Source organism: Streptomyces sp. NPDC003034 (assembly GCF_053591375.1).
Genome location: NZ_JBSFTS010000037.1, coordinates 11,685 through 38,510 on the forward strand (window position 1 = coordinate 11,685; position 26,826 = coordinate 38,510).

Sequence of the window (26,826 nt, forward strand, 5' to 3'; positions counted from 1 at the left end):
GCCGCACGGCGTGGTCGTAGTCGCCGCCGACGAGTGAGCGGAACGCGACCGGCTCGTCCGTGAAGAGCCCGTCGAGGCGCCGCCCGTACTCCCGCTTCGCCGCCGTCGGGCCGTGCGGGGGCCGCCCCACCGTGTCCTGAAATCCCCATGGCCCCACGGGAAGCGCGCTATGTTCGAGAGCGTGGGCACTGCGGTGCCGAACGACGGCGACCTTCCCTTGCCGCTCCTCCCGCTTCGGGCCGAGGAGTCGCTTGCCGCACGGAGGAACTGTGCCACGCAACCCCCGGGGACGACCGGCTCACCAGGGCTCCCCCTGGTTGGCCGGCCTTCTCGTGGGTGTGCTGAGCGCGCTGCTGTTCGCGGCCGTCCACTGCTCGTCCTTCCTCCTCGGCGACGGTCCCGCCCACGGGCTGGCCGGCCCGTCCCTCACGGCGTCGGCCGATTCGGCACAACCGGCAGAACCGGCAGAGCCGCCCCATCCGGATCAGGACCACGGCTCCGCCTGCGCCTCCCCCGGGCTGCCTCCCCCGACACCGGGTGAGCGTCACCCCACCGTGGGAGACGGGGCCGCGCTCCCCCTGGCCCCCGTAGGCAGCCGCACGTCGGTGGGTCCGGCCGTACCCCCAGGGGCGGGCGAAGAACCGATAGCCCACTCCGGCCGCTCCACGCTGACCAGCGTGTGCCGTTGGCGCATCTAGACCGCTCCCCTTCAGCCGTTCCCTCCGGCTGACCCATGCCGTCCGTCGGCGGGCCCGCCCCGCCGGCGGGACGGCATGCGCGCATGAGCGATTCCATGACGCATCAACGACGAGAGCGGATCCATGCATCCTCCGACAACCGACGTCACGCCCCCCGACCGCCGCACCGCCCTGTCCGGCCTGGTCGGCAACACTCCCCTGCTGCGCGTGTCCGAGCACCCCTCCCCCGCAGGACGCGGCTTCTGGGCGAAGCTCGAAGGCTTCAATCCCGGCGGCATCAAGGACCGCCCCGGTCTTCACATGGTCGAACGCGCCCGGGCACGAGGCGAGTTGAAGCCGGGACGCCGAATCATCGAGTCCACGAGCGGCACCCTCGGTCTCGGGCTGGCACTGGCCGGCATGGTGTACGGGCATCCGGTCACCCTGGTGACCGACCCCGGCCTGGAAAGATCCATGACCCGGCTGCTCGCCGCCTACGGAGCCCAGGTCGACGTCGTCACCCAACCGCACCCGGCGGGCGGCTGGCAGCAGGCCCGTCGTGACCGGGTCACCGAGCTGATGGCGCGGTACGCCGGTTCCTGGTGCCCGGACCAGTACAACAACCCCGACAACGCCACCGCCTACACCCCGCTGGCCCTCGAACTCGCCGACGCGATGGGCCACATCGACGTCCTGGTGTGCAGTGTGGGCACGGGCGGGCACTCCGCCGGCATCTCACGCGTCCTGCGGCAGCGGTACCCCGACCTCGCCCTGATCGGAGTCGACACGGTCGGCTCCACCATCTTCGGCCAACCGGCCCGGGCCCGGCTGATGCGCGGCCTCGGATCCAGCATCTATCCCCGTAACGTCGCCTACGAGCAGTTCTCCGAGGTGCACTGGGTGGCCCCGGCGGAAGCGGTGTGGGCTTGTCGCCGGCTCGCGGCGTCCCACTACGCCACCGGCGGCTGGAGTGTCGGCGCGGTCGCCCTCGTGGCCGGCTGGCTCTCGCGCGTCATGCCCGCGCAGACCCGCATCGCGGCCGTCTTCCCCGACGGGCCCCAGCGCTATCTCGGCACGGTGTACGACGACGACTACTGCGCCGCCCACGGCCTGCTCGGCTCCCCTCCGGCCGCCGAACCGGACGTGATCGGCAGTCCGGACGAGAGGGAGGTCGACCGCTGGACGCGCTGCGCCGCGGTGGCCGATCCGCTGACCCTGCGCGATCGGGCTCCGGGGAGCGACCCGGCCGCCGCGCGCGGCGCGGACCGCTCGCAGGAGCGGGCCCGATGAGGGCCGGTTTCACACAGTTCCGTTCCTACGGGTGCGGCGTGCGCTTGCTGATGGTGAACCAGTTCTCCATCAACGTGGGCTTCTACATGCTCATGCCCTATCTGGCCAGCCACCTGTCCGGGCCGCTGGGGCTCGCGGGCTGGACCGTGGGGCTGATCCTCGGCGTACGCAATTTCAGCCAGCAGGGCATGTTCCTGATCGGCGGGACGCTGGCCGACCGCCTCGGTTACAAGCCGATGATCATTGCCGGGCTGGTGCTGCGCGTGGCGGGCTTCGCCACCCTCGGGCTGGTGGAGTCCGTGCCCGCGCTGCTCGCCGCATCCGCCGCGACGGGGCTGGCCGGGGCCCTGTTCAACCCGGCCACCCGGGCGTACCTGGCGGCGGACTCGGGGGAACGCCGAGTGGAGGCCTTCGCCCTGTTCAACGTCTTCTACCAGGCGGGCATCCTGCTCGGCCCCTTGGTGGGCATGGTGCTGACGGGCGTCGGTTTCCGCGTCACGTGCCTCGTCGCGGCAGCGATCTTCGCGGTGCTGAGTCTCGTACAGATCCGGGCGCTGCCCCCGCGCCGCGCCGACGAGGCGGTGCGACGCGGGGACGGCAGGCGGGAGGGGATGTTCGCGCAGTGGCGCGGCATTCTGGCCAACCGCCCGTTCCTGCTGTTCTCACTGGCCATGACCGGCTCGTACGTCATGACCTTCCAGGTCTACCTGGCCCTGCCGCTGGAGGTCCGGCGCCTGGGCGGGGACGGCCGGTTCGGCACGGCGGCGGTGGCAGTCCTCTTCGCCGTCTCCGGGCTGAGCACCGTCCTCTTCCAGACGCGGGTCACCGCCTGGTGCAAGGCCCGCATGGAGCCGGGCCGCGCGCTCATCTGGGGGGTGCTGGTGATGGGCCTGGCCTTTCTGCCCCTGCTGGCGGCAACGGCGCTCCCTGTGCCGGCCCGCGGCCCGGCGCTGTGGCTGCTGGCCGCCGTGCCCTCGTCGCTGTCCGCCCTGCTGCTGGCCCTGGGAACCATGATCGCCTACCCCTTCGAGATGGACACGATCGTGCGGCTCTCGGGCGAACGCCTGGTCGCCACGCACTACGGCTTGTACAACACCGTCTGCGGTGTCGGCATCGCACTGGGCAACCTGCTCACCGGTGCGGCGCTGGACGCGGCCCGCGCGGCCGGGATGTCCGGGCTGCCCTGGCTGGCGCTCGCCGCCCTCGGCCTCTGCTGCGCCGCCGCCTTGTACGGGCTGCACCGCACCGGCAGGCTCACACGGCCGGCGCGCGAACCGGATCCTGAGCCGATGGCCGCCTGAGGAAGGGCCCGACGGCCCCGGGCGGAAGAGGTGACGCCCGGGGCCGGGCGCGGCTGGAGGAGGGCCGGGCACGGCTCGAAAAGGCACGGCTCGAAGGGGCCGGGCGCGCGGAACGGTACCAGCAGTTCGAGGAGCCGCCCGGATGTTTATCCGATGGTGATGGTCCTGCGGTGCCGGCAGCGCGCGGGGCACTAGCGTCCCGTGGCACTCCGGGAATCGCGGGTGCCGACCGCACCGCACCGCGCACCCGCGCCTTCCCGTCCCACGGAGCAAGGAGGCACTGTGCTGTCATTTCGGCGGCGACCCGTCAGCGGCTTGTCGGTGGCTACCCGGTACACGATCGGCAGCGGTTTCGTCATCACCGCCCTCGCCGTCACCTTGATCGCCCTGCTGATCCCCGTGGAGAGATTCGGGGGCCGGGCTTCGGCCACGGTCTCAGGCCCGGCTCCGGACGACGACGGCGCCGGGATCATGAGTACGGCGTACGGGCCGCTGACTCCCACGGACCGGGACTTCATGCGGAAGGTACGGCTCGCCGGGTTATGGGAGCTGCCCGCCGGGCGGCAGGCCCAGCAGCGCGGGACACGGGCCTCGGTACGCACGGCCGGGGACCACCTCGTCGAAGGCCACACCGACCTGGACGAGCAGGTCATAGAGGTCGGCCAGGCTCTCGGCATCGACCTCCCCAACCAGCCGAACGAGCAGCAGCGGGACTGGCTCGGCCAACTGACCCGCGCCCAGGGAGCCGACTACGAACGGCTTTTCATCCAGCTGCTGCGCCGCGCGCACGGCAAGGTGTTCGCCCTCGTGGCCCAGGTGCGGGCGCAGACCCGCAACTCGAAGGTACGCGCTCTCGCCACCTCCGCCAACGCCACGGTCCTGGACCACATCACGGTCCTCGAAGACAGCGGACTGGTCGACTTCGACGCACTCGCCGACCCGACGCCGGCCCCCGCTTCCGTCCCTTCGGTCCCGCCACTGGACCGTGCCCCTTCCGATGTCCGATCGACGAAGTGAAGTGATCGCATGAGTCAACAGGGCCACAAACGCCCCCGGCTGTCGAAAAAGCTCCAGGCCACGATCGTCGCCCTGCTGCTGGGCGGCGGTGGGGTAGCCGTCGTCGCCGGCAACGCGTCCGCCGGTCAGGACCGGGAGCGCCGCCCGGCAGAGGTGACGGACACCATCGACTGCCCCGACGTGGGTGACCGGCTCACCGCCGTTCCCGACCGGGCCCGGGCCGAGGTGGACGCGAACCTCGCCGAACTGGATGCCCAAGTGGCGGAGGCCTACCGGCGGCTGGCGGCCGGCGAGGCAACGGGAGACGCACTCCTCGACGGGCTCAAGGACGAGCGTGCCAAGACCATCGCCCGCGTGTCCGAGGCCCTGGGGAGATCGGGGGCGCGTCCTGAAGGACTGGAGTCCTTGAGCGGCTGCGAGATGAAGGAGGCGCCCGCTGCGGACGAGGAGGCACAGGAGAACACGGAGGAGAACACGGACGAGCGTGGCAACGGCAGCGGGGACGGCAACGACGGGCTCGGCGCCAGGAGTTCCGGTGACGCGCTCGCCGACGACGGCTTCGGGCGGAAAGGCGGCCCGGACCGGAGCGACTTCACGCCGATCAACCAGGTCCGGCCCAACGTACGCAATCCCGCGCGCTCGGCCGGGGCCTCCTCGGGATCCTTCAGTTCACAGTGCGGCCGCAACGAGAACGGCCACTTCAACCCGGACAACGTCATCGTGGCGCCCGGCGTCTCCAACGGCGCGCACCACATGCACGACTACGTGGGCAACGAGTCCACCGACGCCTTCTCCACCAACGCCAGCCTCGCCGCCTCAGGCACCACCTGCAGCAATGGCGACCAGTCCAGCTACTACTGGCCGGTACTGCGGCTGCGCGACGGCAGGGCGGAGCGGGACGCCAACGCCCCCGGAGGCGGCCAGGACGCCAACATCGGCACCATCCTGCGGCCCAAGCAGGTGACGATCACCTTCAAGGGAAGCCCCGTCAGCCGGGTGACGGCCATGCCCCGCTTCCTGCGCATCATCACGGGGGACGCGAAGGCCTTCACGAACGGCGATGCCAACGCCAACGCCTCGTGGAGCTGCACCGGCTTCGAGGACCGCCAGCTGAAGGACAAGTACCCGGTCTGCCCGCAGGGCAGCGACGTGGTGCGCACCTTCACCTTCCAGAGCTGCTGGGACGGAAGGAACACGGACAGCGCCAACCACCGTACGCACGTGGCCTTCCCGGACCGCGCGGGCCGGTGCCCGCGGGGCTTCACGGCCATTCCGCAATTGGTCCAGCGGCTCACGTACGAAGTGGCACCGGGCACCCGGTTCGCCGTCGACAGTTTCCCCGAGCAGCTGCACAAGCCGGTCACCGACCACGACGACTTCATCAACGTCATGTCGACCGGCCTGATGGCGGAGGCCGTGGACTGCATCAACAGCGGGCGCACCTGCCGCTGACCACGGCACCCGCACCACTCCGCCACCGACACCGACACCGACACCGACACCGACAGGGTGACGGATCACCTGCTCCCGGCCGGGCGCTCCCCTCCCCCTCGCACGCGCCCGGCCCGGGAAGGTGTTGGCCCGGAGCCGGCTTCGGGCCAACACCGCACACCCCACCGGGGCCCGGACCCCGGGCAGCTGCCATCACGCTGAGCGTGGTGGCAGCTCGCGTCCTCCGGGCGGCACCGCGGGCGCCTGTCCGTTGGCGCGGTGCGAGGAACGGCCCGGCCCCCGGGCCCCGCGAGCGGGGACCGGGAGCCGGGCCGCGGCCGAAGTGGCGGCCTCAGAGGCCGTTGACGCGGGCCATCCTCCCCACCACTAACGGCGTGAACTCCGCCGAAACGAAGCGCCCCGCCCTGCGGCCCGCCCGCGAGTGCTGAAGCCGTACCTGCGCCATCAGCCGGCGGCTGCGCAGGGCCATTTCCAGCTCGAACCGGGTACGGGGATCGCGCAGCCCGGGCCCGAAGAGCTTCTCCAGTTGCCGCATGCGGTAGCGCACGGTCTGGGGATGCACGCTCAAGGCCTTCGCCGCCTCGGGGGCGCCACCGCCTTCGAGCCAGGCCAGCAGGGTCACCTCCAGACGCTCGCTCTGGCGCGGGGTCAGGTCCGCCAGTGGCCGCAGCCACCGGGCGGCCAGCGCGTGGGCGAGGGGTTCGTCCTGGAGGAGCAGCAGGGTCGAGAGGTGGTCGTCGACGAAGACGGGCCGGGCCTCAAGGCCTTGGCGACCGGGGGTGAGGGCGAGCAGGCGCAGCGCCCAGCGCAGGGAGGAAACGGTATCCCGGAGGGGAACCGCGTGGCCGACGGCTGCGAGGCGACCGCGCAGCGGGAGTTCCAGGGGCGCCCGGGCGTCCGGGTCCGGGCTCGGCACCAGCAGGCAGGGCCTGCCCGCGAACATGCCGACGAGGGCGTCGTCCAGTACCGCCGCCAGCTGCTGAGTCTCGCCGGGGGTGGCGAGTACGACGGCCCGTACGGCGAGCGGCAGGGGCCAGCCGGCCGCCTGCGCCAGCTCCGTGAGGGAGCCATCCGAGGCGGCCCTGTCGTCGGTGAGCTCCCTGAACAGCTCTTGCCGCGTGCGGTCGGGCGGCGGTGCGGCGGGCTCCTGCCGTTCTCCGGTGGGGCCGGTGGGGCCGGCGGGGCCGCCGTGTCCTGTGGGACCGCTGGGGCCGCTCGGCCCCGTGGGCCCGGCCCAGTGCCCTCCGCCGTGCCCTCCACCGTGCCCGCCTCCGCGTCCGGCTCCGGGGCCGTCCTCGTGAGCGGGCTCACGGACGGGCTCGCGAACGTCATCGCGGGCGGCCTCGCGTCTGCCGTCGTGCCTGACCTCGCTCTCCCGGCCGTCGCCACTCCCGTCCGTCCGGCCGCGGCCGTCCGCGCTCTTCTCCTCGTACGGCGCGTGTTCCCCGTACCGGTCCTGGTCCACGCCGGGACCGGGCTGCTCGCCACGCACGTCCCGGTCAGCCCGGCCAGCCCGGTCAGCCCGGTCGTCCGGACGCCGATAGCCGAGAGCGGTGAGAAGGGCCCTTTCTACCGTGTGCCTGACCAATTCCTCATCAATGGCATCGTTGTCATCGATGAGTGCGGAAAATCCCGGAATTCCATGCAGAAGTTCCTCCACTATCTCGTCGGCCAGCGCCGGGAGTTCCCTGCGCAGGACGCGGGTCCACTCGCCTCGGGGGCGGGACCAGATGCGGTTGAGAAGTTCGCACATCGCTTCCTCGTTCATGCCGGGGTGAGGCCTGTCCGATGGGAGAGCGACGAGCGCGCCGGAAGTCGGCCGTCTCGCCAACGACCTTGTCGGACAGACGAGTTCAGACCCTCGTACTCCCTCCCTGAGGGGTCCGGCCCCTTGCGGTCCGGCGGTTTTGCCTCATCTTTGCCGTCGGGAACGCATAGGTGGCAGGCGGCGCGGCGGCCTGTCGCAACCCCCGCTGGAGGGGAATCTTCCGGTGTTGTTCGACGTGCCGGAGACGCGGTGCGAGAAATTATCACGTTTCGATAAATCGCGCGGAGGTGCCGGGCGGCTCCACGATGCTTCTGCACTCCGGCCCCTAACTGCCCCGGGCGGCGCAGGAGTTGCACCGCGCCCCGGGGCACTGCCGACCACGACCCCCGGGTGCCGAGCGCCAGGTGGAGCGCTCGGAGCCCAGGCGCACAGGAGAACTGGATGCCCCTGCCCCTGTCCCAGCCGCACATGCCCCGCTCGCACCGAGCCCGCCGCAAGAGCCGTCACGCCGCGGCGGCGACGGATCCCCCCGCCGGACGGCGTGCCGTCCGGCAGCCCTCCCTCCTGCCCGTCTCGGGAAGGCTGCGGCCCGGCGTGATCTGCGCCGGCGCCGCGGCCCTCCTGGCCGTCGCCGTGACGGCCCGGGCCGGCGCCTTCGCGCACGTACGGGACTTTCTGGACTACGCGGCGGGCGTGCTCTCGCTCGTCTCGCTCACCGCCACCGTCCTGTGGGGGCTGCTGGCCACCGACCGGATGCTTCTCTGGTCGGGCCACCGTCTTCTCGCCCAGGGCGTGCACCGCGGCCTGGCGGTGGCCGGACTGGGTTTCCTGGCCCTCCACATCTGGGTCAAGGTGGCGCAGGGCCAGACCAGCGCCGCTTCGGTGGTCCTCCCCTTCGCCGACCGCGATCGGCCCGTGCTCATAGGCCTCGGCACGCTGGCCGGGTACCTCTTCGTGACGGTGGCGGTGTCCGGTGCGGTGCGCAGCGTCTTCGCCACCGACAACCGCTCCCTGTGGTGGCGGGCCCTGCACTTCGGCGCGTACCCCGCATGGGGGGCGTCGCTGGTGCACGCGCTCAAGGCGGGCCGCCCCGCCGGCCCGGCGGTGACGGCGGCCTACGCGCTGTGCCTGATCGGCGTCGCCGGTGTCCTCGCCCTGCGCCTGAGAGCCAGGATGCGCGGCCGGCCGTCACGGCCGGCCGGCCAGCCGGCCGTTGCGCCCGAGCCCGGGCGCGTCCCGAGACGCCCCTGCGCCAAACCCTCCTTCATGCCCGTGCCGCCGGTGGAGCCGCTCGCCGCCCCGGATACGGGCCGCGGCCCGCTGGGTCCGGCTCCCCCGCCCCGGCCCCTGTACGCGCCCTACGTCGCCCCGTACGCGCCCGGCCGGGCCGCCGGGAGAGCGGCCCGGCACGGTGATCAACCGGACCTCCATGAGCGGGCGATGTGACGGCCGGTCCGCGCCCCCGCCTCGGTTGTGTGGGCGCCCCCCGACTGCTCACCGGACTCGACCGGTTCCCCCGCCTGGACCGCGAGGCCCATCTCGGCGCGCACGGCGCTCTGCCGCGCTGCCACCCGGACGAACTGGTCCGCCTCGCGGACGACATCGACCTGCGGGGCCGGGGCGGAGCGGGCTTCCCCTTCGCCCGCAAGCTGCGCGCCGTCATCCGGTCGGCCCGGGGGCGGGACGGGCGGACCGCCGTCGTCGTCAACGGCAGCGAAGGCGAACCGGGCTGCCTCAAGGACACCGCGCTGCTGCTGCACGCCCCCCATCTGGTACTGGACGGCGCCCTGCTGTCGGCGGCCGTGCTCGCCGCCGAGGACGTCGTGGTGGCCGTGACGCGGGCGGACGTGGAGCAGTCGGTACGCGAAGCCGTCGCGGAACGCGGTCCGTCCGGCCGCCGGGTCCGCGTGGTGCGGCTCCCCGACCGCTTCGTGACCGGTGAGGGAACCGCCCTCGTCAGCGGGTTGAACGGTGGTGCGGCGCTGCCGTCGGGAAGGACGGTCCGCACCAGCGAGCGCGGCCTGAACGGCGTACCCACCCTGCTGTCGAACACCGAGACCTTCGCCCAGCTCGCCGTCGCGGCGAGGATGGGCGCGCCGGAGTACCGTACGGCCGGGCTGGCCGCGGAACCGGGCACCGTCCTGCTGACGGTCGCCGGGTCCATGGTGGTGGAGACGCCCACGGGGACGTCCCTGGCGTACGTCCTGGACCTCTGCGGCACCGGCCTCGGCCAGGGCGTGCTCGTCGGTGGCTATCACGGCAGATGGCTGGACCCCGGCTCGGCCCGCGCCTCGGAGGTGTCGCGCCGGTCCCTGGCGACGTTCGGTGCCGTGCTCGGGGCGGGCGCGGTCCTGCCCCTGCCCGAGGACACCTGCCCGGCCGGCGAGGTGGCGCGGGTGACCCGCTGGATGGCGGGGGAGTCGGCGGGCCAGTGCGGGCCGTGCGTCCGCGGGCTGCCCGGGCTGGCCGACGTACTGGAGCAGGCCGTGCGGGGAGGCGGCCGGGCAGCGCTCGAAGCGGTGGAGGCGCGGCTGAGGGCGGTCCGGGGCCGGGGGGCGTGCAGCCATCCGGACGGTACCTCGCACTTCGTGGCCTCGGCGCTGACCGTCTTCCCCGACGAGTTCAGGGACCATGCCGTGGGCAGCGGCTGCGGCCGACGGGTACTGGGGGCACTGCCGCTGCCGGAGGACGAGATCCCGGAGCGGCTGGTCGTCAACTGGACCCTCTGCAAAGGTCACGGGCTCTGCGCGGACGTCCTGCCGGACGTCGTGCGGCTCGACGAGGACGGCTTCCCGGCCCTCGGCTCCATGCCGGTGCCGGGGCGGCTGCGGCCGAAGGCGCTGCGCGCCGTACGGCGCTGCCCGGCGCTCGCGCTGCGCATCCAGGACTGAGCCGGTGGACGGTTCGACAGCTCGCCGCGCCTTGCACTTTGGCGAGATCTGACAAATTCCGGCGGATATGGACTTCACTCGGCTTACTCCCCGTATCAATGACCGAGGGAACAGAACGCAGGACCGAATCCGAAGGAGAAACCGTGAACAAGAGGCGTCGCGAGATATTCGCCGGGTCGGCGGTCGCGGTATTACTGCTGACGGCCGGATGCGGCAGTGGAGAGGACTCGTCCGACCGGAAAGGGGCGGTGCAGCCCGTGAGCGGCAGTAAGGAAATCGGCTCCGCATACGATACGGGCGGCGCATACGGATCCGACGCCCAGCCCGGCTCGGGCTCGGGGTACGGAGAGGCCCCGGCCGGCTCCCCGGCGGGCGCGGCCGCCGGGACCGGTCCCGCCGGGCAGCTGACGGTACGGGAGCTTCCGGCGGTGGGCGGGGCGGTGACGGACGGCGCGGGGTTCACCCTCTACCGGTTCGACAAGGACACCGCCCAGCCCCCCAAGTCCGCCTGCGAAGGCGACTGCGCCGCGGCCTGGCCCGTGGTGGCCGCGGACGGGGCGACGGCCGGTGCGGGGATCGACTCCGCCCTCCTCGGTTCGGTGGAGCGGGCCGACGGTACGCGCCAGCTGACCCTCGCGGGGTGGCCCGTGTACCGCTACGCGAAAGACACGAAGGCGGGGGACGCGCTCGGTGAGGGCGTCGGCGGGACCTGGCACGTGCTGGGGGCCGATGGAAAGCCGGCCGCCGCCGCGAAGAAGGCGCCCGAGGCGCCGGCGGGTTCCGAGGCGCCGGCGGGGTCCGAGGAGGCGAAGATGAAGCACGCCGGTCTTTCCGTCAACCAGGACGCCAAGCTCGGCAATATTCTCGCCGATGCGGAAGGGCGTACTCTCTACCGTTTCGACAAGGACAGCGCCTGGCCGATGAAATTCGGCTGTCTCGACTCCTGCCTCGACACGTGGAAACCGGCGAAGGCGGTCGGCAAGGACAAGGTATCGGGAATTGATCCCAAACTCGTGGGCTCGGTGAAACGCCCGGACGGGTCGGAGCAGATGACGATCGACTGCTGGCCGGTCTACTCGTTCACCGGTGATGCGAAACCTGGTGATATCAGCGGCCACGGCAAACAAGGCCTCTGGTTCGCCGTCACCGACAAGGGCGAGAAGGCGAAGGCGGCCTAGCCGCTGCCTGTCGGCTCGCTGCCTGTCGGCCGCCTGTCGGCTCTCCGCACCCACCCGCACGTGGCGCCCGGGCTCCTCCCCGCCCGGGCGTCATGCCTGTCTCACACTGATCCGCTCCGCTCCCGCCCGTGAGGTTGCCATGCTGTGGACCGACCGCCGAATCCGGCTCTCCCGCTCCCCGCTCCCGGCTGTGGCGGCGGTGTGCGCCGCCCTGCTGTGCGGCGCCTGCGCGGGGCACTCGGCGCCCCGCCACGGGCCGGCCGACGAGCGGCAGCGGCCGAGCGGGACGGGGCCGACCTCGATCGAGGCGATCGCCACCGCCATCGGATGCACGGCCGAAGTGAACGTCCAAGCCGAAGAGTTGCGCGAAGGGGGCTGCGTCACGGGCCAGGACACCTACCGCATGATCACCTTCGCGGCCGAGCCGGGGTTGCGCGTATGGCTGTCCGAGGCCCGGAACTACGGCGGCAGCTACCTGGTGGGTGACCGGTGGGTCGTCACGACGCCGTCCGCGCAGGCACTGACCGCACTGCGGGCCCGGCTCGGCGGCACCGTGGAGCACGGGGACACCCACGAGGCCCCCGCCACCGGCCACTCGGGCCACCCCGACGCCGCGCACTGACCGGCCCGGACCGCAGGGGAAGGGAAGGCCCGCGCGCCGCCCCCGCATGGTCCGGGCCGGACGAGGTACCCGTAGGGCATGGGATCGAGCAAGCGCTACGCGGTGGCCGCCTCGGGACAGTGGACCGACGAGGAGGAAGGCCGGGTCCGGCTGCCGGCGGGAGAGGCCCACGCCTGGGAGCCGGGGCGGAACGAAACCGTCTGCGGTCTCTCCCTCAGCCGCTCGCAGCTGGTGCGTTTCTTCCACGTCTCCTGGAGCGACGCTATCCCCGAGTCCGGCGGAGCGGCCGACCGCGTCCAGCGGCTGTGCCCGCGATGCGCCTCGGTCGCCGGACGCCGGGGAGGTGACGCCCGTCCACCGTGGCAGCGCATCAATCCGCGTCCCTGATGCCGGCCGCCCGGCCCTGGCCGGAAGGCCGGTACGGCAAGGATGCTCGGTGACAGCGGGGCGGCGTCCGTCGTCCCGTCCGTGAGGAGGTTCGGTTGCGTCTTCACCACACTCGGCCCACCGATCCCGGGTACGCGCGCAAACGCCACGGCCGCGGCTTCCGTTATCTCGACGCCCACGGGGAGCCTCTTCGCGACCCCGCCGAACTGGCCAGGATCAAGGCGCTGGTCATCCCCCCGGCCTGGCGGGACGTATGGATCTGCTCCCGCCCCACCGGGCACCTGCAGGCGGTGGGAACGGATGCCGCCGGGCGCCGCCAGTACCTGTACCACCCGCAGTTCCGGGCGGAACAGGAGCAGGCCAAGCACGAACACGTCCTGGACGTGGCGGAGCGGCTGCCGGCCGTACGCGAAGCCGTCGAAGCGCACCTGAGCGAGCGGGGGCTGTCCCGGCAGCGGGTGCTGGCGACGGCGGTACGCCTGCTCGACCTGGGATTCTTCCGCATCGGCAGCGACCGCTACACGGACATGAACAACAGCTACGGCCTGACCACCCTGCTGCGCACCCACACCCGCTGCGGGGGCGGCGAGGTGGTCTTCACCTATCCCGGCAAGCACGGCAAGGAGCAGATCCAGGCGGTCGTGGACCCGGTCACCTGCCGGAGCCTGACCTCCCTGCTGCGCCGACGCGGCGGAGGGGAGAGACTGCTCGCCTACTGGGAACGCCCGCAGTGGCACGATGTGACGGGCGGCGAGGTCAACGAGTTCCTCAAGGAGCTCGCGGGGCTGGAGATCACCGCCAAGGACTTCCGCACCTGGCACGCGACGGTCATGGCCGCCGTCGCCCTGGCCGTCTCCCAAGGCGCCGCCCGCAGCGAAACCGCCCGCCGGCGCGCCATCAGCCGGGCCGTCCGGGAAGTCTCCGGCTACCTCGGCAACACCCCGGCGGTGTGCCGGGCCTCCTACATCAACCCGTACGTCATCGAGCTGTACGAGGAGGGCGTCACCGTCGCCCCCGCCCTCCCCGGCCTCGGCGCGGAGGGCTCGTACGGCACACCGGCGACGCAGGGACCCGCCGAGCGGGCGGTGCTGCACCTGCTGCGGACCGGGCGCCCGCCCGAAGAGCACTGACGCCGGCCGAGAAGCCCCGGCCCCCGGCGGTTCGGGCCCCCAGGACCTCGCGCAGTTCCGGCTCAGCTGCCGGGCAGTGCGTCCGGATCCCGGTCCTCGACCTGGTAGCTCTTGGTCCAGGTACTGCCGCACCGGCAGTGGTAGGTCTCGATCAGGTCACCGGCCGGAGACACGGCTATGCCGTCCTTGAGGCGGATATGCACGTGTTCGCCCATGACGGACCGCTTTCTGTGGGGATCGGATCGCTACAGTGTGTGCGGCGCGATGTCGGGCCGCAATGGCCTGTCCGATAGGCGGACACGAGCGACCCGCCGGTCTGCCGCGGGCCCCCGACACCACAGCGCGGGGACGCCGCGGCCCACTGCCGCACCGGGGCGCTACGGCAGGGAGAGGGATCCGTTCTGGTCGGAGGCCCGGTCGCGCTGCCGCTCGGCCCGTTCCTCGATCAGACGGCGGAAGCCCGCAAGGGCGTACCGCTCCCCGGTGCGAGAACCGGCCCCCGGAATGCCGGCGACCGACGCCATGAGCCCCTGCGGTTGTGCCTGCCATCCCACGACGAGTACCCGCAGCCCCAAGCACTCCGCCCGCCGGTGCAGATCGAGGAAGAGCAGGAGTCCGCCGGCGTCCATGAACCGCACGGCGTGCACATCGATCAAGGCCACGGTGTCACTGGAGGTAACCGCCTCCAGCGCCTGCTGGAGGACCGGCCCGGCGGTCCCGTCCAGATCCCCCTTCGCACTGATGAGGACCGTACCGTCGGCCCGCTCCACCGCCGTCTCGAACAAGCCCATCGTGGTGCCCTTCCCGTCGCCGCCCGGCCCGACACGGCGGGCCCGAATCCGAAGAGCCTCATCCTGGCCTCACCCGAGTGCCACCTCGTACATGACGCGCCAAAAGAGTGACGGCGCGGTGGGATCAGCTGACGACAGGGCCGCAGTAGCTAGTGCCGCCTCCAGGTGTACCTACCGCCGCCCACCCACCGGATCTCGGCCGGATCGTCGAGGTTGTGGATGGTGACGCCCGCGGCGGCGGCGACCTTGAGCACGTCCGTCATGGACCTGGCCGCCCCCACCACCTCCCCGTTGATCTCCACGATGCGGAAGGGCGGATCGCCCGGCTGCACCTCCCGTACGGTGACGCGCGGTGTCGGGACGGCAGGGCTCGCACTTTCGGTCATGCGGGCATCTGTTCCACGCCACGGCCGCCGGTACGCGTCCCCACCCCCGAGCAGGGGGCCGGGTGGCGGTCAGCGGACGACTTTGATGCCGAAGTGGCCGCCGAACCCCTGACCCAGGCCGAAGCCGATGGCGGAGTGCATGTGCGCGTACATCTCCATGCCGCGGGCGCAGACGAGCGGGCCGAGGTCGAGGATGTCGGTCCAGCCGTAGGACTTCAGCAGCTGCGTGGCCTGCTGCTTGGCGCCCGCGTCCTCGCCGGCGACGAACATCGTGTGGTCCCCGCCGCCTACCGCCTCGGGGTCGACGACGGTGGCCTGCTCCTGCGTGACGAAGGACTTCACGACCTTGGTGCGGGGCAGGGCTCGCTGGATCTGCTCGCCGAGGCTGTCGCTGTCGCACGGGTCCAGCTTCGGCATGATCCCCCACGGCGTCGGCCAGGGGTACTGCGGGGTGTGCTGGTAGATGTACGGGACGGCGTAGTCGATGAGCGTCTTGCCGGCGAGCGGGTCGGCGATGGCGGACAGCGCCTCCACGGCGTTGTGGCCGTCGATGCCGTTGATCACCAGGCCGTCGGAGACGGCGGCGGCCTCGCCGAAGGTGTGCAGTCCGATGGCGGGGTGCTCGGCGAGGAAGTCCTTGAAGGGCGGGGTGCCCATCATGTCGGGCTCGGCGCGGGCCAGGGTGGCCCGGGGGTCGCGGGTGCCGACGTGAACCTCGTGGCCCAGTTCGGCGAGCTTGGCGATGTGGGCGCGGGCGCCGCCGCCGGTGCCGAGAACAGCGATCTTCATGGGGAAACCTCCCGATTTGCTCCGTGTAGACGTCTCCACCGTAGGGGCATTTCAGGACAGCTCCTGTCCTTTGACACCGGCATCATGGAATTCATGACGAGCGATACGACCGCCCGCGTGCTGCGACTGCTGTCCCTGCTCCAGACCCGGCGGGAATGGTCCGGCGCCGACCTCGCCGAACGGCTGGAGGTGACCGTACGCACCGTCCGCCGCGACATCGACCGCCTGCGTGAGCTGGGCTACCCCGTCGACAGCGCCCGCGGCCACGCCGGCGGCTACCGCCTCACCTCCGGCAGCGACCTGCCGCCGCTCCTGCTCGACGACGAGGAGGCCGTCGCCATCGCCGTGGCCCTGCGCACCGCCGCGGGCGGCCTCACCGGCATCGAGGAAACCGCCCTGCGGGCCCTGGCCAAACTCGAACAGGTCCTGCCGGGGCGCCTGCGCGGCCAGGTCACCGCCCTCCAGAGCTCCCTCACCGGCATCACCTGGGAGGCAAGAGGACCGCGGGCCGACCCGGCCGTGCTGGTCACCCTCGCCGTCGCCTGCCGCGACCACGAGATCACCGCCTTCGACTACACGAGTCAGCGTGGCGCCGTCACCGGGCGCCGCGTAGAGCCGTGCCACCTGGTCGCCTCCGGCGGCCTGTGGTACCTCCTCGCCCACGACACCGACAAGGACGACTGGCGCCTCTTCCGCCTTGACCGCACCACCAACCCCGCACCCACCGGCCGACGTGTCGCACCCCGCCGCGTACCCGGCGACGACCCGGCGGCCTTCGTCGCGAGTCGGCTGTCCACGGCCCCCACCCGCTACCGTGCCGTCGCCACCGTCCACGCACCCGCCGACCACGTCCGCGCGCGCACCCGTGGCCTGGCCACACGCCTGACCCCCATCGACGAACACACCTGCCGCCTCGACGCCTCCGACGACCGCCTCCCCCGCATCGCCCAGACCCTCGCCGGTCTCGACGCCGACTACACACTCGACGCCGACCCCGAGATCATCGATCACCTCCGCACGACCGCCCGCCGCGCGCTGCACGCCACCGAGACCAGCCGCAGCGCCCCGGCGGCCTCCGGGAGCCGGGAGGTGACGGAGCGGCAGCGCTCCTGACCCCGCGCTTGGCGGAATGGCTGCGTCAGCCGACGCGGGTTGGGAGAATCTCGGGAAGTCCGCCGGCGGCTCGCGCCCCATACCTTGAGGAACAGTTGATGTCGTCACCGGAAACAGAAATAACGATCACTCCCCAACAGGCGACTTACGGAGCGATCCTGACAGTGCCTCTTGCGACCGGGCCCACCCGCCTGCGCATCCCCTCGTCCTGCCGGGACGGTGACCTGGTCCGGGCCCGGGTCGGCGACCAGGAGGTGCTGGTACGGATCCGGGTGTCCGGGGCGGCCGGGGTCTCGACGGCGGCCGCGGCGGCCGGGGTCTCGGCGGTGTCCGGGGTCTCGGCGGTGTCCGGGGTCTCGGCGGTGTCCGGGGGCCCCGTCCCGCCCGCGTCGGGAGCGGGGCCCAAACGGGGCATCGCCGGGTGGCTGGTGGCGGCCGGGCTCGTCGCGGCCGTCATCGCCGGTCTCGCCCTGTTCAACTCCGGCGACGGCACCGACGACGAGGCCTCCGCCGCCGGGGCGCCCAGCCCCTCGGCCAGTTCGGAGTCGGCGTACCCGTCGTACAGCCCGTCCTACTCCCCGCTCCCCTCCTACAGCCGCTCCTCCTCCCCGGCCGAACCCACACCGGAGACGACGAGCGATCCCGTCTCCACCCCTGAGGCCGACACGGCCCCCACCCCCTTCGACAGGGGCACCTGCCTCAACGGCACCCTGCCGGACTCGACCACGGCGCAACGCGTCGAGGACGTCGAGGAAGTCTCCTGCTCGGCGTCCGACGCGCACTACCGGGTGATCGAGAGCATCCCGATGACCTCGGACATGAGCCGCTGCGACGACAATCCGAAGACGGAGTACGCGTTCTCCTACCGCTACACCCTCAACGGCGCCGTCATCAACCAGTACGTGTACTGCCTGGTCGGCATCGGCTCGTACGCCCGCTGACCACCGGGAGGCGCCCCGGCCAGGGGCCGCCGCTCACCCGAGGCTTCGCCTGTGGTCCACGGTGCGCTGGGGCGGGATGGACCGCAGCCGCCGCGAGCGGCGGTGACTCGCCGCGGGCGGGCGCGGGTTTTCGCCGGTGGGCCGCGCCGCGGCCTGGTCGGATTCGGCCGGCGCCACCGCCGGGGCGAGCACGATCACAGTGATGAACCCCGCCACCATGACGAGGATGATGCCGATACTCACGGACATGGGTCCCGCCTTTCGCCTAGGTTCTTATTCCCTTCGGCTACTCAGCGTTTCCCATATCCGCTTCTGTAAACACGGTGCGTGACGGCACGGGAGTGGGGTCGCGTCTCGCTCCCGAGCGCCTGTGCCGCAGCCGACTGGGCTCACCGTTCGAGACGAAGCGGCAAGCCCAGTTGACGTATCACGCGCGCAGGAAGCCGTCCCCGTGGGCGGCGACATGGGCTTCCAGTGCGGCCAGGGCGTCCTGAGTCGCCTGCGGCGTGCCGCTTCCACGGCGTTCCGCGTAGTACGCCGCCCCCAGCTTCTTCAGCAGGTCGTTACCCGCGCGCTGTTGCTGGACCTCGTCCACTTTGGCTTTGCCCTGGTGCAGAGCGCCCTGGGCCTGCTCCTTGGCCCGGTCGAGAAATCCCATCGCCACCTCCCGGTTCGGCTGAACATCACGGATCGTCGCCCAAGCAGAACACGCGGCCGTGCCCGGAACGGGTCAGCCACGCCAGGCTGTTCGACGGCGGGACGACTGACGGCGGGCGCCCCGGCGGTCGTGGCGGTCGTCAGGGACGGTGGTCGGCCGTGGGTGTGGCGGAGCCCAGGGATCCCGGTGTACGGCCGCAGCGCAGGGTGTCGGCGGTGACGGGCGCGCCCTCGGCCGTGTTGCGGTCGTAGGTCACGGTCTTGACCAGGACGGGCCGCGTACCGATCGCGACGTCGAAGAACGTGTCGTGACCCGGGACCGGGCGGAGGCGGGCGCCGGGCAGGGCGGCCGCCAAAGTGGCCGCGCCCGCCTCCCGGCCCGGGCCGTAGCTGATGACCGGTGGGCCTTCGTGGCGTACCGGCGGGGCGGCCGACGAGGTGTCGGTGACGACGAAACCGTTGCCGCGCAAGGCCGTTGCGACGGTCGCGTCGTCCACCCTGACCGCGATCTTGGCGGGGTTGGTGTCGACCGGCGTTTGCGGAACGGGCTGGATGCGGGGGTCGCCCGTAGTGGCGCGGTCCGCTCCGAGAGCGTCCCACAACGCGGCGGAGCGGGCTTCGTCCCACACGAGGGTGGAACCCACTCCGGGCACCCGGTGGTCGAAGACCCGGATCGGTACGGTGGCGAACTCCGTGCGCTCCGGCCGGAGCCGGCCGAGCGCCCAGCCGATGCGGACCAGGTCGTCCAGTCCCGTGCGTTCGTCGGTGCGTACGGATTTCAGCAGGGCACGGGCCGTACGCGCCGTGCTCACCGGCCCGGCCAGGGCGCCCTCGGCGGTGAGGCGGGCCAGCAGGTCGTTCACCATGCGCTGCTGGCGGCGGACCCGGCCGAGGTCTCCGGGCCGGTCGATGTGCCGGGCCCGGACGTAGCGCAGGGCTCCGTTCCCGTCGACGTGGTGGACCCCCGCGCTGATGTCGAGGCCGGAACCGTCGTCCTTGAGGGGCTTGTCCGTGCACACGGTCGCGCCGCCGAGGGTGTTGACCGTCTGCTCGAATCCGGTGAATCCGGTTTCCAGGTAGTGGTCGATGCGCAGGCCGGTGGCCTGCTCCACGGTACGGACGGTCAGCGGGCCGGCGCCGATCGCGAACGCCCCGTTGATCTTTCCGAAGCGGGCGGGCGCGGAGCCCGCGGTGGGGGCCGCCACGTCGGCGTACTGGACGTAGGAGTCACGGGGGATGGAGACGACGCTCGCACGCCGCTGGTTCTCGGAGAGGTGGACGAGCATCATCACGTCGGTGCAGTTGCATCCCTTGCCGCCCGCGTGCAGACGCCGTTTCTCGGCGGCGGAGAGGCCCGCGCGGCTGTCGATGCCGACGACGAGGATGTTCGTGCCGCGGCCCCCGCCCGCTGCCCGGCGCTCGGCGGAGATGGCCTGGGAGCCGGCGTAGGAAGCCGCCGCGAGGGTTGCCAGCAGGGTGAGAGCTACGGTGAGTCGACGCACAGCACATCCCCGGAATCGTGCCAAAAGTTGCGAATCGTGACGCTACTGCCTGTGGTGCGAGGGGGTGGGGTTACGCGCCGGGAGTGGTGGCCTTGTCCCCGTAGTGGGCGGCCAGATTGTCCTGGGCGGGCCTGGACCGCCCGGCCGGCCCGCGGGCGAACGCGCGCAGGACGTTGGCGGTGACGGTGCGGGTGAAGTGCCCGGCCCGGGCGTCGAGGCCGTGGTTGCCCTTGCCGCCGGCGGGCCCGGTCGCGTCGAGGGCCTCGACCCACCGCATGGTGCCCGTCGCGAAGACCGCGGCCCCGCTCGGCAGCGACACGTACGCCGTGTCCGCGTAGGAGGGCCGCCCCTTGCAGACCACCGGCGAGTGGGCGAGGACCTCCACCGGCCGCGGCGTCGGATAGGCCGGGTTCACACGGTCGAACTCGACCCCCACCAGGTGGGGGAAGGAATCACCCGCCCGCGCCCCGGTGCCCGCCAGCAGCCAGTGGCCGGGATGGGACACCACATAGGGGGCGTCGACGGGATAGCCGGCGTAGATCACGCCGAGCAGGGAGCTCTCGGGGTCGGCCGCGGGCCGGCGCCGGAAGTCGTTCGTCGGTGGGGATCCCCGCCGATAGCCCGGGTCCGCGGCGTAGTCGTCCTTGTAGCAGACCACGATCCGGTCGGCTCCCACCGGGGAGGCCTCGAAGCGGATCCTGCGGTAGCAGCAGTTGGCGCCGAGCACGGCCAGGTTGGTGCCCTGGTCGCGCGCCCGGGTCACGTGGCCGCGCTGCTCGGGGCTCCAGTACTCGTCGTGGCCCAGTGAGACCATGGCGGCCGCGCCGCACAGCAGCCGCGGGTCGCGGGCCACGTCCACCCCTGTGGCGTAGGCCAGGGGAAGGCCCAGGCGTTCGGCCAGGGCGATCACGGGTGCTTCGTAGACGAGGAACTGGCCGGCGCCCTTTCCGCCCGAGTAGGGGCGGTCGAAGGTGACGTGAAGGGACCGCGACTTCTTCTTGCCCGTCGTGCCCTTGTAGAGGTCCGCGCCGCCCCACCGGTTGTAGGCCTGCCAGGTGGCCACGGAGTTGACCACGACCGTACGGCCGGCGGGCGAGGCGGACCTGATGGTGAGGGGTACGAACCGCTGCGCCTGCCCGTCCTCGGTGTCCAGGCGGAGCAGGTAACTGCCTTCCGGCCAGCCGGAGGTGTCCACCTGCCCGGTCTGCCGCCAGGCGGCCTCGGCCATCCGCGTCTCGGGATGGAGGCGGGCCGGCGGCTGGAGGATGCCCGGCAGGGGGCCCGACTGCCAGACCAGGCGGGCGCGGGCTCCGCCGTACCAGCCCATCCGGTACGCGCGGACGGTGTAGGAGGCCGAAGTGGTCGACACGCGCAACCCGAACGGCTCGCCGGGGCGGACGCTGACCCGGTCGGCGAAACCCTCGACGGCCCGCGCCGGGCCGGCCCGGGTGATCCGCCAGTCGGGGGACCCGGGCAGCGCGTTCTCGGCCCGCACGTCGAGCCCGCATCCCTGCGGCGCTCGGGCCCCGGTTTCACCGCGGCCCGCTGCGGCCCGGGCCGCCGCCGTACCGCCGGGCCAGGATGCGATCGTGGCCGCGGCGAGTCCCAGGACCAGTCGCCGCCCGGGACCCTTGCGGTGCTCCCCCGCTCCGCTCGGCAGGTCCGTCCGTTCCACCGCATCACCCCGGAAGTCGCCGTCGCCTGGGGCACCCGTTCTATCCCATCGACGGCCGCCGCCCCCGCAGGCCGCGCGTCCGGGCGCGCCCGGTCCCGGGGGCTACCGCTGACGCGGCTGGTTGAAGCGGAGCATGTTGCCGGAAGGGTCGCGGAAGGCGCAGTCGCGGACGCCGTAGGGCTGGTCGACCGGCTCCTGCAGCACCTCGCCGCCGGCGGCGCGGATGCGCTCGAAGGTGGCGTCGCAGTCGTCGGTCCTGAAGATGACACCGCGCAGCAGGCCCTTGGCCAGCAGTCGCGCCATGGCCTCCCGGTCGGCGGGTGAGGCGTTCGGGTCCGCGAGGGGCGGTTCGAGGACGATGTCCACATCAGGCTGCGACGGCGAGCCGACGGTGACCCAGCGCATGCCCTCGAACCCGACGTCGTTGCGCACTTCCAGGCCCAGGACGTCCCGGTAGAAGGCGAGCGCCTGATCGTGGTCGTCCACGGCGATGAAGCACTGCGAAAGCTTGATGTCCATGCCGTGCACGCTACTGGCGGGCGGCGGGTCCGGCTTCTCCGTTCCTGACCGGTCGCGTGTAGATCTTGGCGAAGCAGGCGGGGATGGTGGCGCCCTCGTCATGGCGGCGGGCCCGGTACGAGCTCGGGCTCTCGCCGACCAGCTCGCTGAACCGCGAGCTGAAGGACCCCAGCGACGTACAGCCGACCGCGAAGCAGACCTCCGTCACCGTGAGGTCGCCGCGCCGCAGCAGCGCCTTGGCGCGCTCGATCCGGCGCGTCATGAGGTAGCTGTACGGTGTCTCGCCGAAGGCAGCGCGGAAGCTGCGGGAGAAATGGCCCGACGACATGAGGGCGACGCGCGCCAGCGCCGGGACGTCGAGCGGCTGCGCGTAGTCGCGGTCCATCAGGTCACGGGCGCGGCGCAGCCGGACGAGGTCCTCCAAGGTCACGCGACCACCATCCCACAGCGCCGCAGCCGCTGCCTTCACCCGCCCCCGGGCACCGGTCCCGTACCTGGTCCGGCCATCCTCTTTGCATGATCATGCATTGTTGTGCATACTCTTCCTATGTCTAAGGTCCTCACCTCCCTTCCCGCCGGCGAGCGCGTCGGCATCGCCTTCTCCGGCGGTCTCGACACCTCGGTCGCGGTCGCCTGGATGCGCGACAAGGGTGCCGTCCCGTGCACCTACACCGCCGACATCGGCCAGTACGACGAGCCCGACATCGCCTCGGTGCCCGGCCGTGCGAAGACGTACGGCGCCGAGATCGCGCGCCTGGTCGACTGCCGCGCGGCGCTGGTCGAGGAGGGCCTGGCGGCGCTCGCGTGCGGGGCGTTCCACATCCGCTCGGGCGGGCGCGCCTACTTCAACACCACGCCGCTCGGCCGCGCCGTCACGGGCACCCTCCTGGTCCGGGCGATGCTGGAGGACGACGTACAGATCTGGGGCGACGGCTCCACCTTCAAGGGCAACGACATCGAGCGGTTCTACCGCTACGGCCTGCTCGCCAACCCGCACCTGCGGATCTACAAGCCCTGGCTGGACGCGGACTTCGTCACCGAGCTCGGCGGCCGCAAGGAAATGTCCGAGTGGCTCCTCGCCCACGACCTGCCCTACCGCGACAGCACGGAGAAGGCGTACTCCACCGACGCCAACATCTGGGGCGCCACCCATGAGGCCAAGACCCTGGAGCACCTGAACACCGGCGTGGAGACCGTGGAGCCGATCATGGGCGTCCGGTTCTGGGACCCCTCGGTCGAGATCTCCGCCGAGGACGTGACGATCGGCTTCGATCAGGGCCGCCCGGTGACGATCAACGGCAAGGTGTTCGCCTCCCCCATCGACCTGGTGATGGAGGCCAACACCATCGGCGGCCGCCACGGCATGGGCATGTCGGACCAGATCGAGAACCGGATCATCGAGGCCAAGAGCCGCGGCATCTACGAGGCGCCCGGCATGGCCCTGCTGCACGCGGCGTACGAGCGCCTCGTCAACGCGATCCACAACGAGGACACCCTCGCCCAGTACCACAACGAGGGACGGCGCCTGGGCCGGCTCATGTACGAGGGCCGCTGGCTGGACCCCCAGGCGCTGATGGTGCGCGAGTCGCTGCAGCGCTGGGTGGGCGCGGCCGTCACCGGCGAGGTGACACTGCGGCTGCGGCGCGGTGAGGACTACTCGATCCTCGACACCACCGGTCCGGCGTTCAGCTACCACCCGGACAAGCTGTCCATGGAGCGCACCGAGGACTCGGCCTTCGGTCCGGTGGACCGGATCGGCCAGCTCACCATGCGCAACCTCGACATCGCCGACTCGCGCGCCAAGCTGGAGCAGTACGCCGGACTGGGCCTGATCGGCACGGCCAACCCTGCCATCGGCGCCGCCCAGGCGGCCTCGACCGGGCTGATCGGCGTCATGCAGGAGGGCGGCGCCGAGGCCATCGCCTCGCGCGGTGAGGTCTCCGGTGACGAGGAGATGCTGGACCGCGCCGCGATGGAGTTCGGCACGGACTGAGCGGCCGCGCCGAGCGGAAGGCCCGGCGCCACGGCAGGGCAGGAACGAAGGACGCAGCAACGGAAGAAGGCCGGCTCGGCGCCCAGGGCGCCGGGCCGGCCTTCTCCGCGTGGTGGGGCGGCTGACCGCATCGGCCGGGAAGGGAATCGATCAGGAATGGAGAAGCGCCCACCCCCGGAACCTGACAGGCTCGGCGGACCGGAACGCAAGAGAATCAGACGTTCGGCTCGAAGCCGCGGGCGCGTCGAGCCGGTCGAGCGGGGCCGCACCGACTCCCGACCGGGAAGGCGACCGCCGAGCGCAGGCCCTGCCCGGCACATGGGACACCCAGTCAATGGAGACACGATGAGCATGGCCACGGGGACGGACACGCAGTCGCCCGCGCCGCAGGGCGCCGACAGTCACGAACTGATCCGCGTGCACGGCGCGCGCGTGAACAACCTCAAGGACGTCAGCGTAGAGATCCCCAAGCGCCGCCTGACGGTCTTCACCGGCGTCTCCGGCTCCGGCAAGAGCTCGCTCGTGTTCGACACGATCGCCGCGGAGTCGCAGCGGCTGATCAACGAGACCTACAGCGCCTTCCTGCAGGGCTTCATGCCGACCCTGGCCCGCCCCGAGGTCGACGTACTGGAAGGGCTGACTACCGCGATCATCGTCGACCAGCAGCGGATGGGCGCCGACCCCCGCTCCACGGTCGGCACCGCCACCGACGCCAACGCGATGCTGCGCATCCTCTTCAGCCGGCTGGGACAGCCGCACATCGGCCCGCCCAGCGCGTACGCCTTCAACGTCCCCTCGGTCCGGGCGAGCGGTGCGATCACGGTCGAGCGCGGGGCCAAGAAGGCGGTGAAAGCCACCTTCTCCCGCACGGGTGGCATGTGTCCGCGCTGCGAGGGCCGGGGCGCGGTCTCGGACATCGACCTCACCCAGCTCTACGACGACTCCAAGTCGATCGCCGAGGGCGCGTTCACCATCCCCGGCTGGAAGTCGGACAGCTTCTGGACCGTACGGCTCTACGCCGAGTCGGGCTTCCTCGACCCCGACAAGCCGATCCGCGAGTTCACCAAGAGGGAGCTGCACGACTTCCTCCACCGGGAGCCGACCAAGGTGAAGGTCGAGGGCGTGAACCTCACCTACGAGGGGCTCATCCCCAAGATCCAGAAGTCGTTCCTGTCCAAGGACAAGGAGGCGATGCAGCCGCACATCCGGGCCTTCGTGGAGCGCGCGGTCACCTTCACCACCTGTCCGGAGTGCGATGGCACCCGGCTCAGCGAAGGTGCCCGGTCCTCGAAGATCCAGGGGGTCAGCATCGCCGACGTCTGCGCGATGCAGATCAGCGACCTGGCCGCATGGGCAGGCGGCCTCAAGGAGCCTTCGGTGGCGCCGCTGCTGGACGCCCTGCGGCACGTCCTCGACTCGTTCGTGGAGATCGGCCTCGGCTACCTCTCGCTCGACCGGCCGTCGGGCACGCTGTCGGGCGGCGAGGCGCAGCGCGTGAAGATGATCCGCCACCTCGGCTCCTCGCTCACCGACATCACCTACGTCTTCGACGAGCCGACGACGGGACTGCACCCCCATGACATCAGCCGGATGAACGACCTGCTGCTGCGGCTGCGGGACAAGGGCAACACCGTGCTCGTGGTGGAGCACAAGCCGCAGACGATCGCGATCGCCGACCACGTCGTGGACCTGGGCCCCGGCGCCGGTACGGCGGGCGGCGCCGTCTGCTTCGAGGGTACCGTCGGGGGTCTGCGGACCGCCGGTACCGTCACCGGCCGCCACCTGGACGACCGGGCCGCCCTCAAGACGGCGGTGCGCGAGCCCACCGGCGCCCTGGAGATCCGCGGCGCCACGGCGCACAACCTGCGGGGCGTCGACGTCGACATCCCGCTGGGCGTGCTCGTGGTCGTCACCGGCGTCGCCGGTTCCGGCAAGAGCTCCCTCGTGCACGGATCGATCCCGGCCGGAGCGGATGTGGTGTCGGTCGACCAGGGCCCGATCCGCGGCTCGCGACGGAGCAACCCGGCGACGTACACCGGCTTGCTCGACCCGATCCGCAAGGCGTTCGCGAAGGCCAACGGCGTGAAGCCGGCGCTGTTCAGCTCGAACTCCGAGGGCGCCTGCCCCACCTGCAACGGCGCCGGCGTCGTCTACACGGACCTGGCGATGATGGCGGGCGTCACCACCACCTGCGAGGAGTGCGAGGGGAAGCGGTACCAGGCCGCGGTGCTGGAGCACCACCTCGGCGGGCGTGACATCAGCGAAGTGCTCGCGATGCCGGTGACCGAGGCCGAGGAGTTCTTCGGCTCCGGCCCAGCGCACACACCGGCGGCTCACCGCATCCTCGGCCGGCTCGCCGACGTGGGGCTCGGCTACCTCAGCCTCGGCCAGCCGCTCACCACCCTGTCCGGCGGCGAACGGCAGCGGCTCAAGCTGGCCACCCACATGGCGGAGAAGGGCGGCGTCTACGTCCTGGACGAGCCGACCACCGGCCTGCACCTCGCCGACGTGGAGCAGTTGCTGGGACTGCTCGACCGGCTCGTCGACTCCGGCAAGTCGGTCATCGTCGTAGAGCACCACCCGGCGGTCATGGCGCACGCCGACTGGATCATCGACCTCGGCCCGGGTGCGGGGCACGACGGCGGCCGGATCGTCTTCGAGGGGACACCGGCCGACCTGGCCGCCGCCCGCTCCACCCTCACCGGCGAGCACCTCGCGGCGTACGTCGGCGCCTGACCGCGCTGCGC

The 26,826-nt window shown here is 72.0% G+C and carries 25 protein-coding genes; 14 read left to right on the plus strand and 11 right to left on the minus strand.

What is annotated here, in order from left to right; genetic code table 11:
* Positions 1 to 821: 821 nt before the first annotated feature.
* The 4 genes from ACWDX7_RS26355 (at position 822) to ACWDX7_RS26370 (ending at position 5,737) form a co-directional block, all read left to right on the plus strand.
* Complete coding sequence (locus ACWDX7_RS26355) at positions 822 to 1,967, plus strand: PLP-dependent cysteine synthase family protein (protein ID WP_451489524.1); 1,146 nt, start codon at positions 822 to 824, stop codon at positions 1,965 to 1,967.
* Complete coding sequence (locus tag ACWDX7_RS26360; RefSeq protein ID WP_451489525.1) at positions 1,964 to 3,268, plus strand: MDR family MFS transporter; 1,305 nt, start codon at positions 1,964 to 1,966, stop codon at positions 3,266 to 3,268. Before ACWDX7_RS26355 ends, ACWDX7_RS26360 begins: the two co-directional genes overlap by 4 nt.
* Before the next feature lie 321 nt (positions 3,269 to 3,589).
* Positions 3,590 to 4,285 carry a DUF4142 domain-containing protein gene (locus ACWDX7_RS26365; protein WP_451489526.1) on the plus strand — a complete coding sequence of 232 codons (696 nt, stop codon included), beginning with the start codon at positions 3,590 to 3,592 and terminating at the stop codon, positions 4,283 to 4,285.
* Between the two features lie 9 nt (positions 4,286 to 4,294).
* Entirely contained in the window at positions 4,295 to 5,737 is a 1,443-nt protein-coding gene (locus tag ACWDX7_RS26370; protein ID WP_451489527.1) for a DUF1996 domain-containing protein, read from the plus strand.
* A 331-nt stretch (positions 5,738 to 6,068) separates the two neighbouring features.
* Here ACWDX7_RS26370 and ACWDX7_RS26375 read toward each other — a convergent pair whose 3' ends face one another.
* Positions 6,069 to 7,229, minus strand: a complete 1,161-nt coding sequence (locus tag ACWDX7_RS26375; protein ID WP_451489528.1) for a PucR family transcriptional regulator — start codon at positions 7,227 to 7,229, stop codon at positions 6,069 to 6,071.
* A 717-nt stretch (positions 7,230 to 7,946) separates the two neighbouring features.
* On the opposite strand from ACWDX7_RS26375, the gene ACWDX7_RS26380 reads away from it, so the two are divergent.
* The 6 genes from ACWDX7_RS26380 to ACWDX7_RS26405 all read left to right on the plus strand — a co-directional run bounded on the left by ACWDX7_RS26380 (position 7,947) and on the right by ACWDX7_RS26405 (position 13,713).
* Positions 7,947 to 8,951: a hypothetical protein gene (locus ACWDX7_RS26380; protein ID WP_451489529.1), complete on the plus strand. Its 1,005-nt coding sequence runs from the start codon at positions 7,947 to 7,949 to the stop codon at positions 8,949 to 8,951.
* A gap of 29 nt (positions 8,952 to 8,980) precedes the next feature.
* Positions 8,981 to 10,396 (plus strand): NADH-ubiquinone oxidoreductase-F iron-sulfur binding region domain-containing protein, encoded by a 1,416-nt coding sequence (locus tag ACWDX7_RS26385; protein WP_451489530.1) that lies wholly within the window; start codon positions 8,981 to 8,983, stop codon positions 10,394 to 10,396.
* Between the two features lie 98 nt (positions 10,397 to 10,494).
* On the plus strand, positions 10,495 to 11,574 hold the full coding sequence (locus ACWDX7_RS26390; protein ID WP_451489531.1) for an SCO0930 family lipoprotein: 1,080 nt from the start codon (positions 10,495 to 10,497) through the stop codon (positions 11,572 to 11,574).
* Positions 11,575 to 11,713: 139 nt separating this feature from the next.
* Complete coding sequence (locus ACWDX7_RS26395) at positions 11,714 to 12,196, plus strand: hypothetical protein (protein WP_451489532.1); 483 nt, start codon at positions 11,714 to 11,716, stop codon at positions 12,194 to 12,196.
* A 78-nt stretch (positions 12,197 to 12,274) separates the two neighbouring features.
* Positions 12,275 to 12,583 carry a hypothetical protein gene (locus tag ACWDX7_RS26400; RefSeq protein ID WP_451489533.1) on the plus strand — a complete coding sequence of 103 codons (309 nt, stop codon included), beginning with the start codon at positions 12,275 to 12,277 and terminating at the stop codon, positions 12,581 to 12,583.
* Between the two features lie 95 nt (positions 12,584 to 12,678).
* Positions 12,679 to 13,713 (plus strand): DNA topoisomerase IB, encoded by a 1,035-nt coding sequence (locus ACWDX7_RS26405; protein WP_451489534.1) that lies wholly within the window; start codon positions 12,679 to 12,681, stop codon positions 13,711 to 13,713.
* Between the two features lie 62 nt (positions 13,714 to 13,775).
* Here ACWDX7_RS26405 and ACWDX7_RS26410 read toward each other — a convergent pair whose 3' ends face one another.
* The 4 genes from ACWDX7_RS26410 to ACWDX7_RS26425 form a co-directional block, all read right to left on the minus strand.
* Positions 13,776 to 13,928 carry a hypothetical protein gene (locus tag ACWDX7_RS26410; protein ID WP_451489535.1) on the minus strand — a complete coding sequence of 51 codons (153 nt, stop codon included), beginning with the start codon at positions 13,926 to 13,928 and terminating at the stop codon, positions 13,776 to 13,778.
* Positions 13,929 to 14,090: 162 nt separating this feature from the next.
* Positions 14,091 to 14,504: an STAS domain-containing protein gene (locus tag ACWDX7_RS26415; RefSeq protein WP_451489536.1), complete on the minus strand. Its 414-nt coding sequence runs from the start codon at positions 14,502 to 14,504 to the stop codon at positions 14,091 to 14,093.
* Between the two features lie 149 nt (positions 14,505 to 14,653).
* Positions 14,654 to 14,890, minus strand: a complete 237-nt coding sequence (locus tag ACWDX7_RS26420; protein ID WP_451489537.1) for a hypothetical protein — start codon at positions 14,888 to 14,890, stop codon at positions 14,654 to 14,656.
* A 69-nt stretch (positions 14,891 to 14,959) separates the two neighbouring features.
* A complete protein-coding gene (locus ACWDX7_RS26425; RefSeq protein ID WP_451489538.1) occupies positions 14,960 to 15,679 on the minus strand; it encodes an NADPH-dependent F420 reductase in 720 nt (239 codons plus the stop codon).
* Between the two features lie 93 nt (positions 15,680 to 15,772).
* Between ACWDX7_RS26425 and ACWDX7_RS26430 the strand changes: the two genes are divergently transcribed.
* Both ACWDX7_RS26430 and ACWDX7_RS26435 read left to right on the plus strand, forming a co-directional pair.
* Positions 15,773 to 16,792, plus strand: a complete 1,020-nt coding sequence (locus tag ACWDX7_RS26430; protein ID WP_451489539.1) for a helix-turn-helix transcriptional regulator — start codon at positions 15,773 to 15,775, stop codon at positions 16,790 to 16,792.
* Positions 16,793 to 16,956: 164 nt separating this feature from the next.
* Complete coding sequence (locus tag ACWDX7_RS26435) at positions 16,957 to 17,733, plus strand: LppU/SCO3897 family protein (protein ID WP_451489540.1); 777 nt, start codon at positions 16,957 to 16,959, stop codon at positions 17,731 to 17,733.
* Positions 17,734 to 17,766: 33 nt separating this feature from the next.
* Here ACWDX7_RS26435 and ACWDX7_RS26440 read toward each other — a convergent pair whose 3' ends face one another.
* From ACWDX7_RS26440 to ACWDX7_RS26465, 6 genes are all read right to left on the minus strand, one after another.
* Positions 17,767 to 17,982 carry a hypothetical protein gene (locus tag ACWDX7_RS26440; protein ID WP_451489541.1) on the minus strand — a complete coding sequence of 72 codons (216 nt, stop codon included), beginning with the start codon at positions 17,980 to 17,982 and terminating at the stop codon, positions 17,767 to 17,769.
* Positions 17,983 to 18,160: 178 nt separating this feature from the next.
* Positions 18,161 to 18,391, minus strand: coding sequence for a hypothetical protein (locus ACWDX7_RS26445; RefSeq protein ID WP_451489542.1), 231 nt, complete (start codon positions 18,389 to 18,391; stop codon positions 18,161 to 18,163).
* A 139-nt stretch (positions 18,392 to 18,530) separates the two neighbouring features.
* Entirely contained in the window at positions 18,531 to 19,892 is a 1,362-nt protein-coding gene (locus ACWDX7_RS26450) for an LCP family protein (RefSeq protein ID WP_451489543.1), read from the minus strand.
* 70 nt (positions 19,893 to 19,962) lie between these two features.
* Positions 19,963 to 21,567 carry a N,N-dimethylformamidase beta subunit family domain-containing protein gene (locus tag ACWDX7_RS26455; RefSeq protein WP_451489544.1) on the minus strand — a complete coding sequence of 535 codons (1,605 nt, stop codon included), beginning with the start codon at positions 21,565 to 21,567 and terminating at the stop codon, positions 19,963 to 19,965.
* A 102-nt stretch (positions 21,568 to 21,669) separates the two neighbouring features.
* Positions 21,670 to 22,086, minus strand: coding sequence for a VOC family protein (locus ACWDX7_RS26460; RefSeq protein WP_451489545.1), 417 nt, complete (start codon positions 22,084 to 22,086; stop codon positions 21,670 to 21,672).
* Positions 22,087 to 22,096: 10 nt separating this feature from the next.
* Positions 22,097 to 22,516 carry a helix-turn-helix domain-containing protein gene (locus tag ACWDX7_RS26465; protein ID WP_451489546.1) on the minus strand — a complete coding sequence of 140 codons (420 nt, stop codon included), beginning with the start codon at positions 22,514 to 22,516 and terminating at the stop codon, positions 22,097 to 22,099.
* A 117-nt stretch (positions 22,517 to 22,633) separates the two neighbouring features.
* Between ACWDX7_RS26465 and argG the strand changes: the two genes are divergently transcribed.
* Complete coding sequence (gene argG / locus ACWDX7_RS26470; RefSeq protein WP_451489547.1) at positions 22,634 to 24,079, plus strand: argininosuccinate synthase; 1,446 nt, start codon at positions 22,634 to 22,636, stop codon at positions 24,077 to 24,079.
* Positions 24,080 to 24,424: 345 nt separating this feature from the next.
* Positions 24,425 to 26,815, plus strand: a complete 2,391-nt coding sequence (locus tag ACWDX7_RS26475) for an ATP-binding cassette domain-containing protein (RefSeq protein ID WP_451489548.1) — start codon at positions 24,425 to 24,427, stop codon at positions 26,813 to 26,815.
* The last annotated feature ends 11 nt before the right edge of the window (positions 26,816 to 26,826 follow it).

Coding starts and splice junctions, on each gene's coding strand:
- ACWDX7_RS26355 (WP_451489524.1), top strand. CDS start 822: ATGCATCCTCCGACAACCGACGTCACGCCCCCCGACCGCCGCACCGCC.
- ACWDX7_RS26360 (WP_451489525.1), top strand. CDS start 1,964: ATGAGGGCCGGTTTCACACAGTTCCGTTCCTACGGGTGCGGCGTGCGC.
- ACWDX7_RS26370 (WP_451489527.1), top strand. CDS start 4,295: ATGAGTCAACAGGGCCACAAACGCCCCCGGCTGTCGAAAAAGCTCCAG.
- ACWDX7_RS26380 (WP_451489529.1), top strand. CDS start 7,947: ATGCCCCTGCCCCTGTCCCAGCCGCACATGCCCCGCTCGCACCGAGCC.
- ACWDX7_RS26390 (WP_451489531.1), top strand. CDS start 10,495: ATGACCGAGGGAACAGAACGCAGGACCGAATCCGAAGGAGAAACCGTG.
- ACWDX7_RS26395 (WP_451489532.1), top strand. CDS start 11,714: ATGCTGTGGACCGACCGCCGAATCCGGCTCTCCCGCTCCCCGCTCCCG.
- ACWDX7_RS26400 (WP_451489533.1), top strand. CDS start 12,275: ATGGGATCGAGCAAGCGCTACGCGGTGGCCGCCTCGGGACAGTGGACC.
- ACWDX7_RS26410 (WP_451489535.1), bottom strand. CDS start 13,928: ATGGGCGAACACGTGCATATCCGCCTCAAGGACGGCATAGCCGTGTCT.
- ACWDX7_RS26415 (WP_451489536.1), bottom strand. CDS start 14,504: ATGGGCTTGTTCGAGACGGCGGTGGAGCGGGCCGACGGTACGGTCCTC.
- ACWDX7_RS26420 (WP_451489537.1), bottom strand. CDS start 14,890: ATGACCGAAAGTGCGAGCCCTGCCGTCCCGACACCGCGCGTCACCGTA.
- ACWDX7_RS26425 (WP_451489538.1), bottom strand. CDS start 15,679: ATGAAGATCGCTGTTCTCGGCACCGGCGGCGGCGCCCGCGCCCACATC.
- ACWDX7_RS26430 (WP_451489539.1), top strand. CDS start 15,773: ATGACGAGCGATACGACCGCCCGCGTGCTGCGACTGCTGTCCCTGCTC.
- ACWDX7_RS26440 (WP_451489541.1), bottom strand. CDS start 17,982: ATGTCCGTGAGTATCGGCATCATCCTCGTCATGGTGGCGGGGTTCATC.
- ACWDX7_RS26445 (WP_451489542.1), bottom strand. CDS start 18,391: ATGGGATTTCTCGACCGGGCCAAGGAGCAGGCCCAGGGCGCTCTGCAC.
- ACWDX7_RS26460 (WP_451489545.1), bottom strand. CDS start 22,086: ATGGACATCAAGCTTTCGCAGTGCTTCATCGCCGTGGACGACCACGAT.
- argG (WP_451489547.1), top strand. CDS start 22,634: ATGTCTAAGGTCCTCACCTCCCTTCCCGCCGGCGAGCGCGTCGGCATC.
- ACWDX7_RS26475 (WP_451489548.1), top strand. CDS start 24,425: ATGAGCATGGCCACGGGGACGGACACGCAGTCGCCCGCGCCGCAGGGC.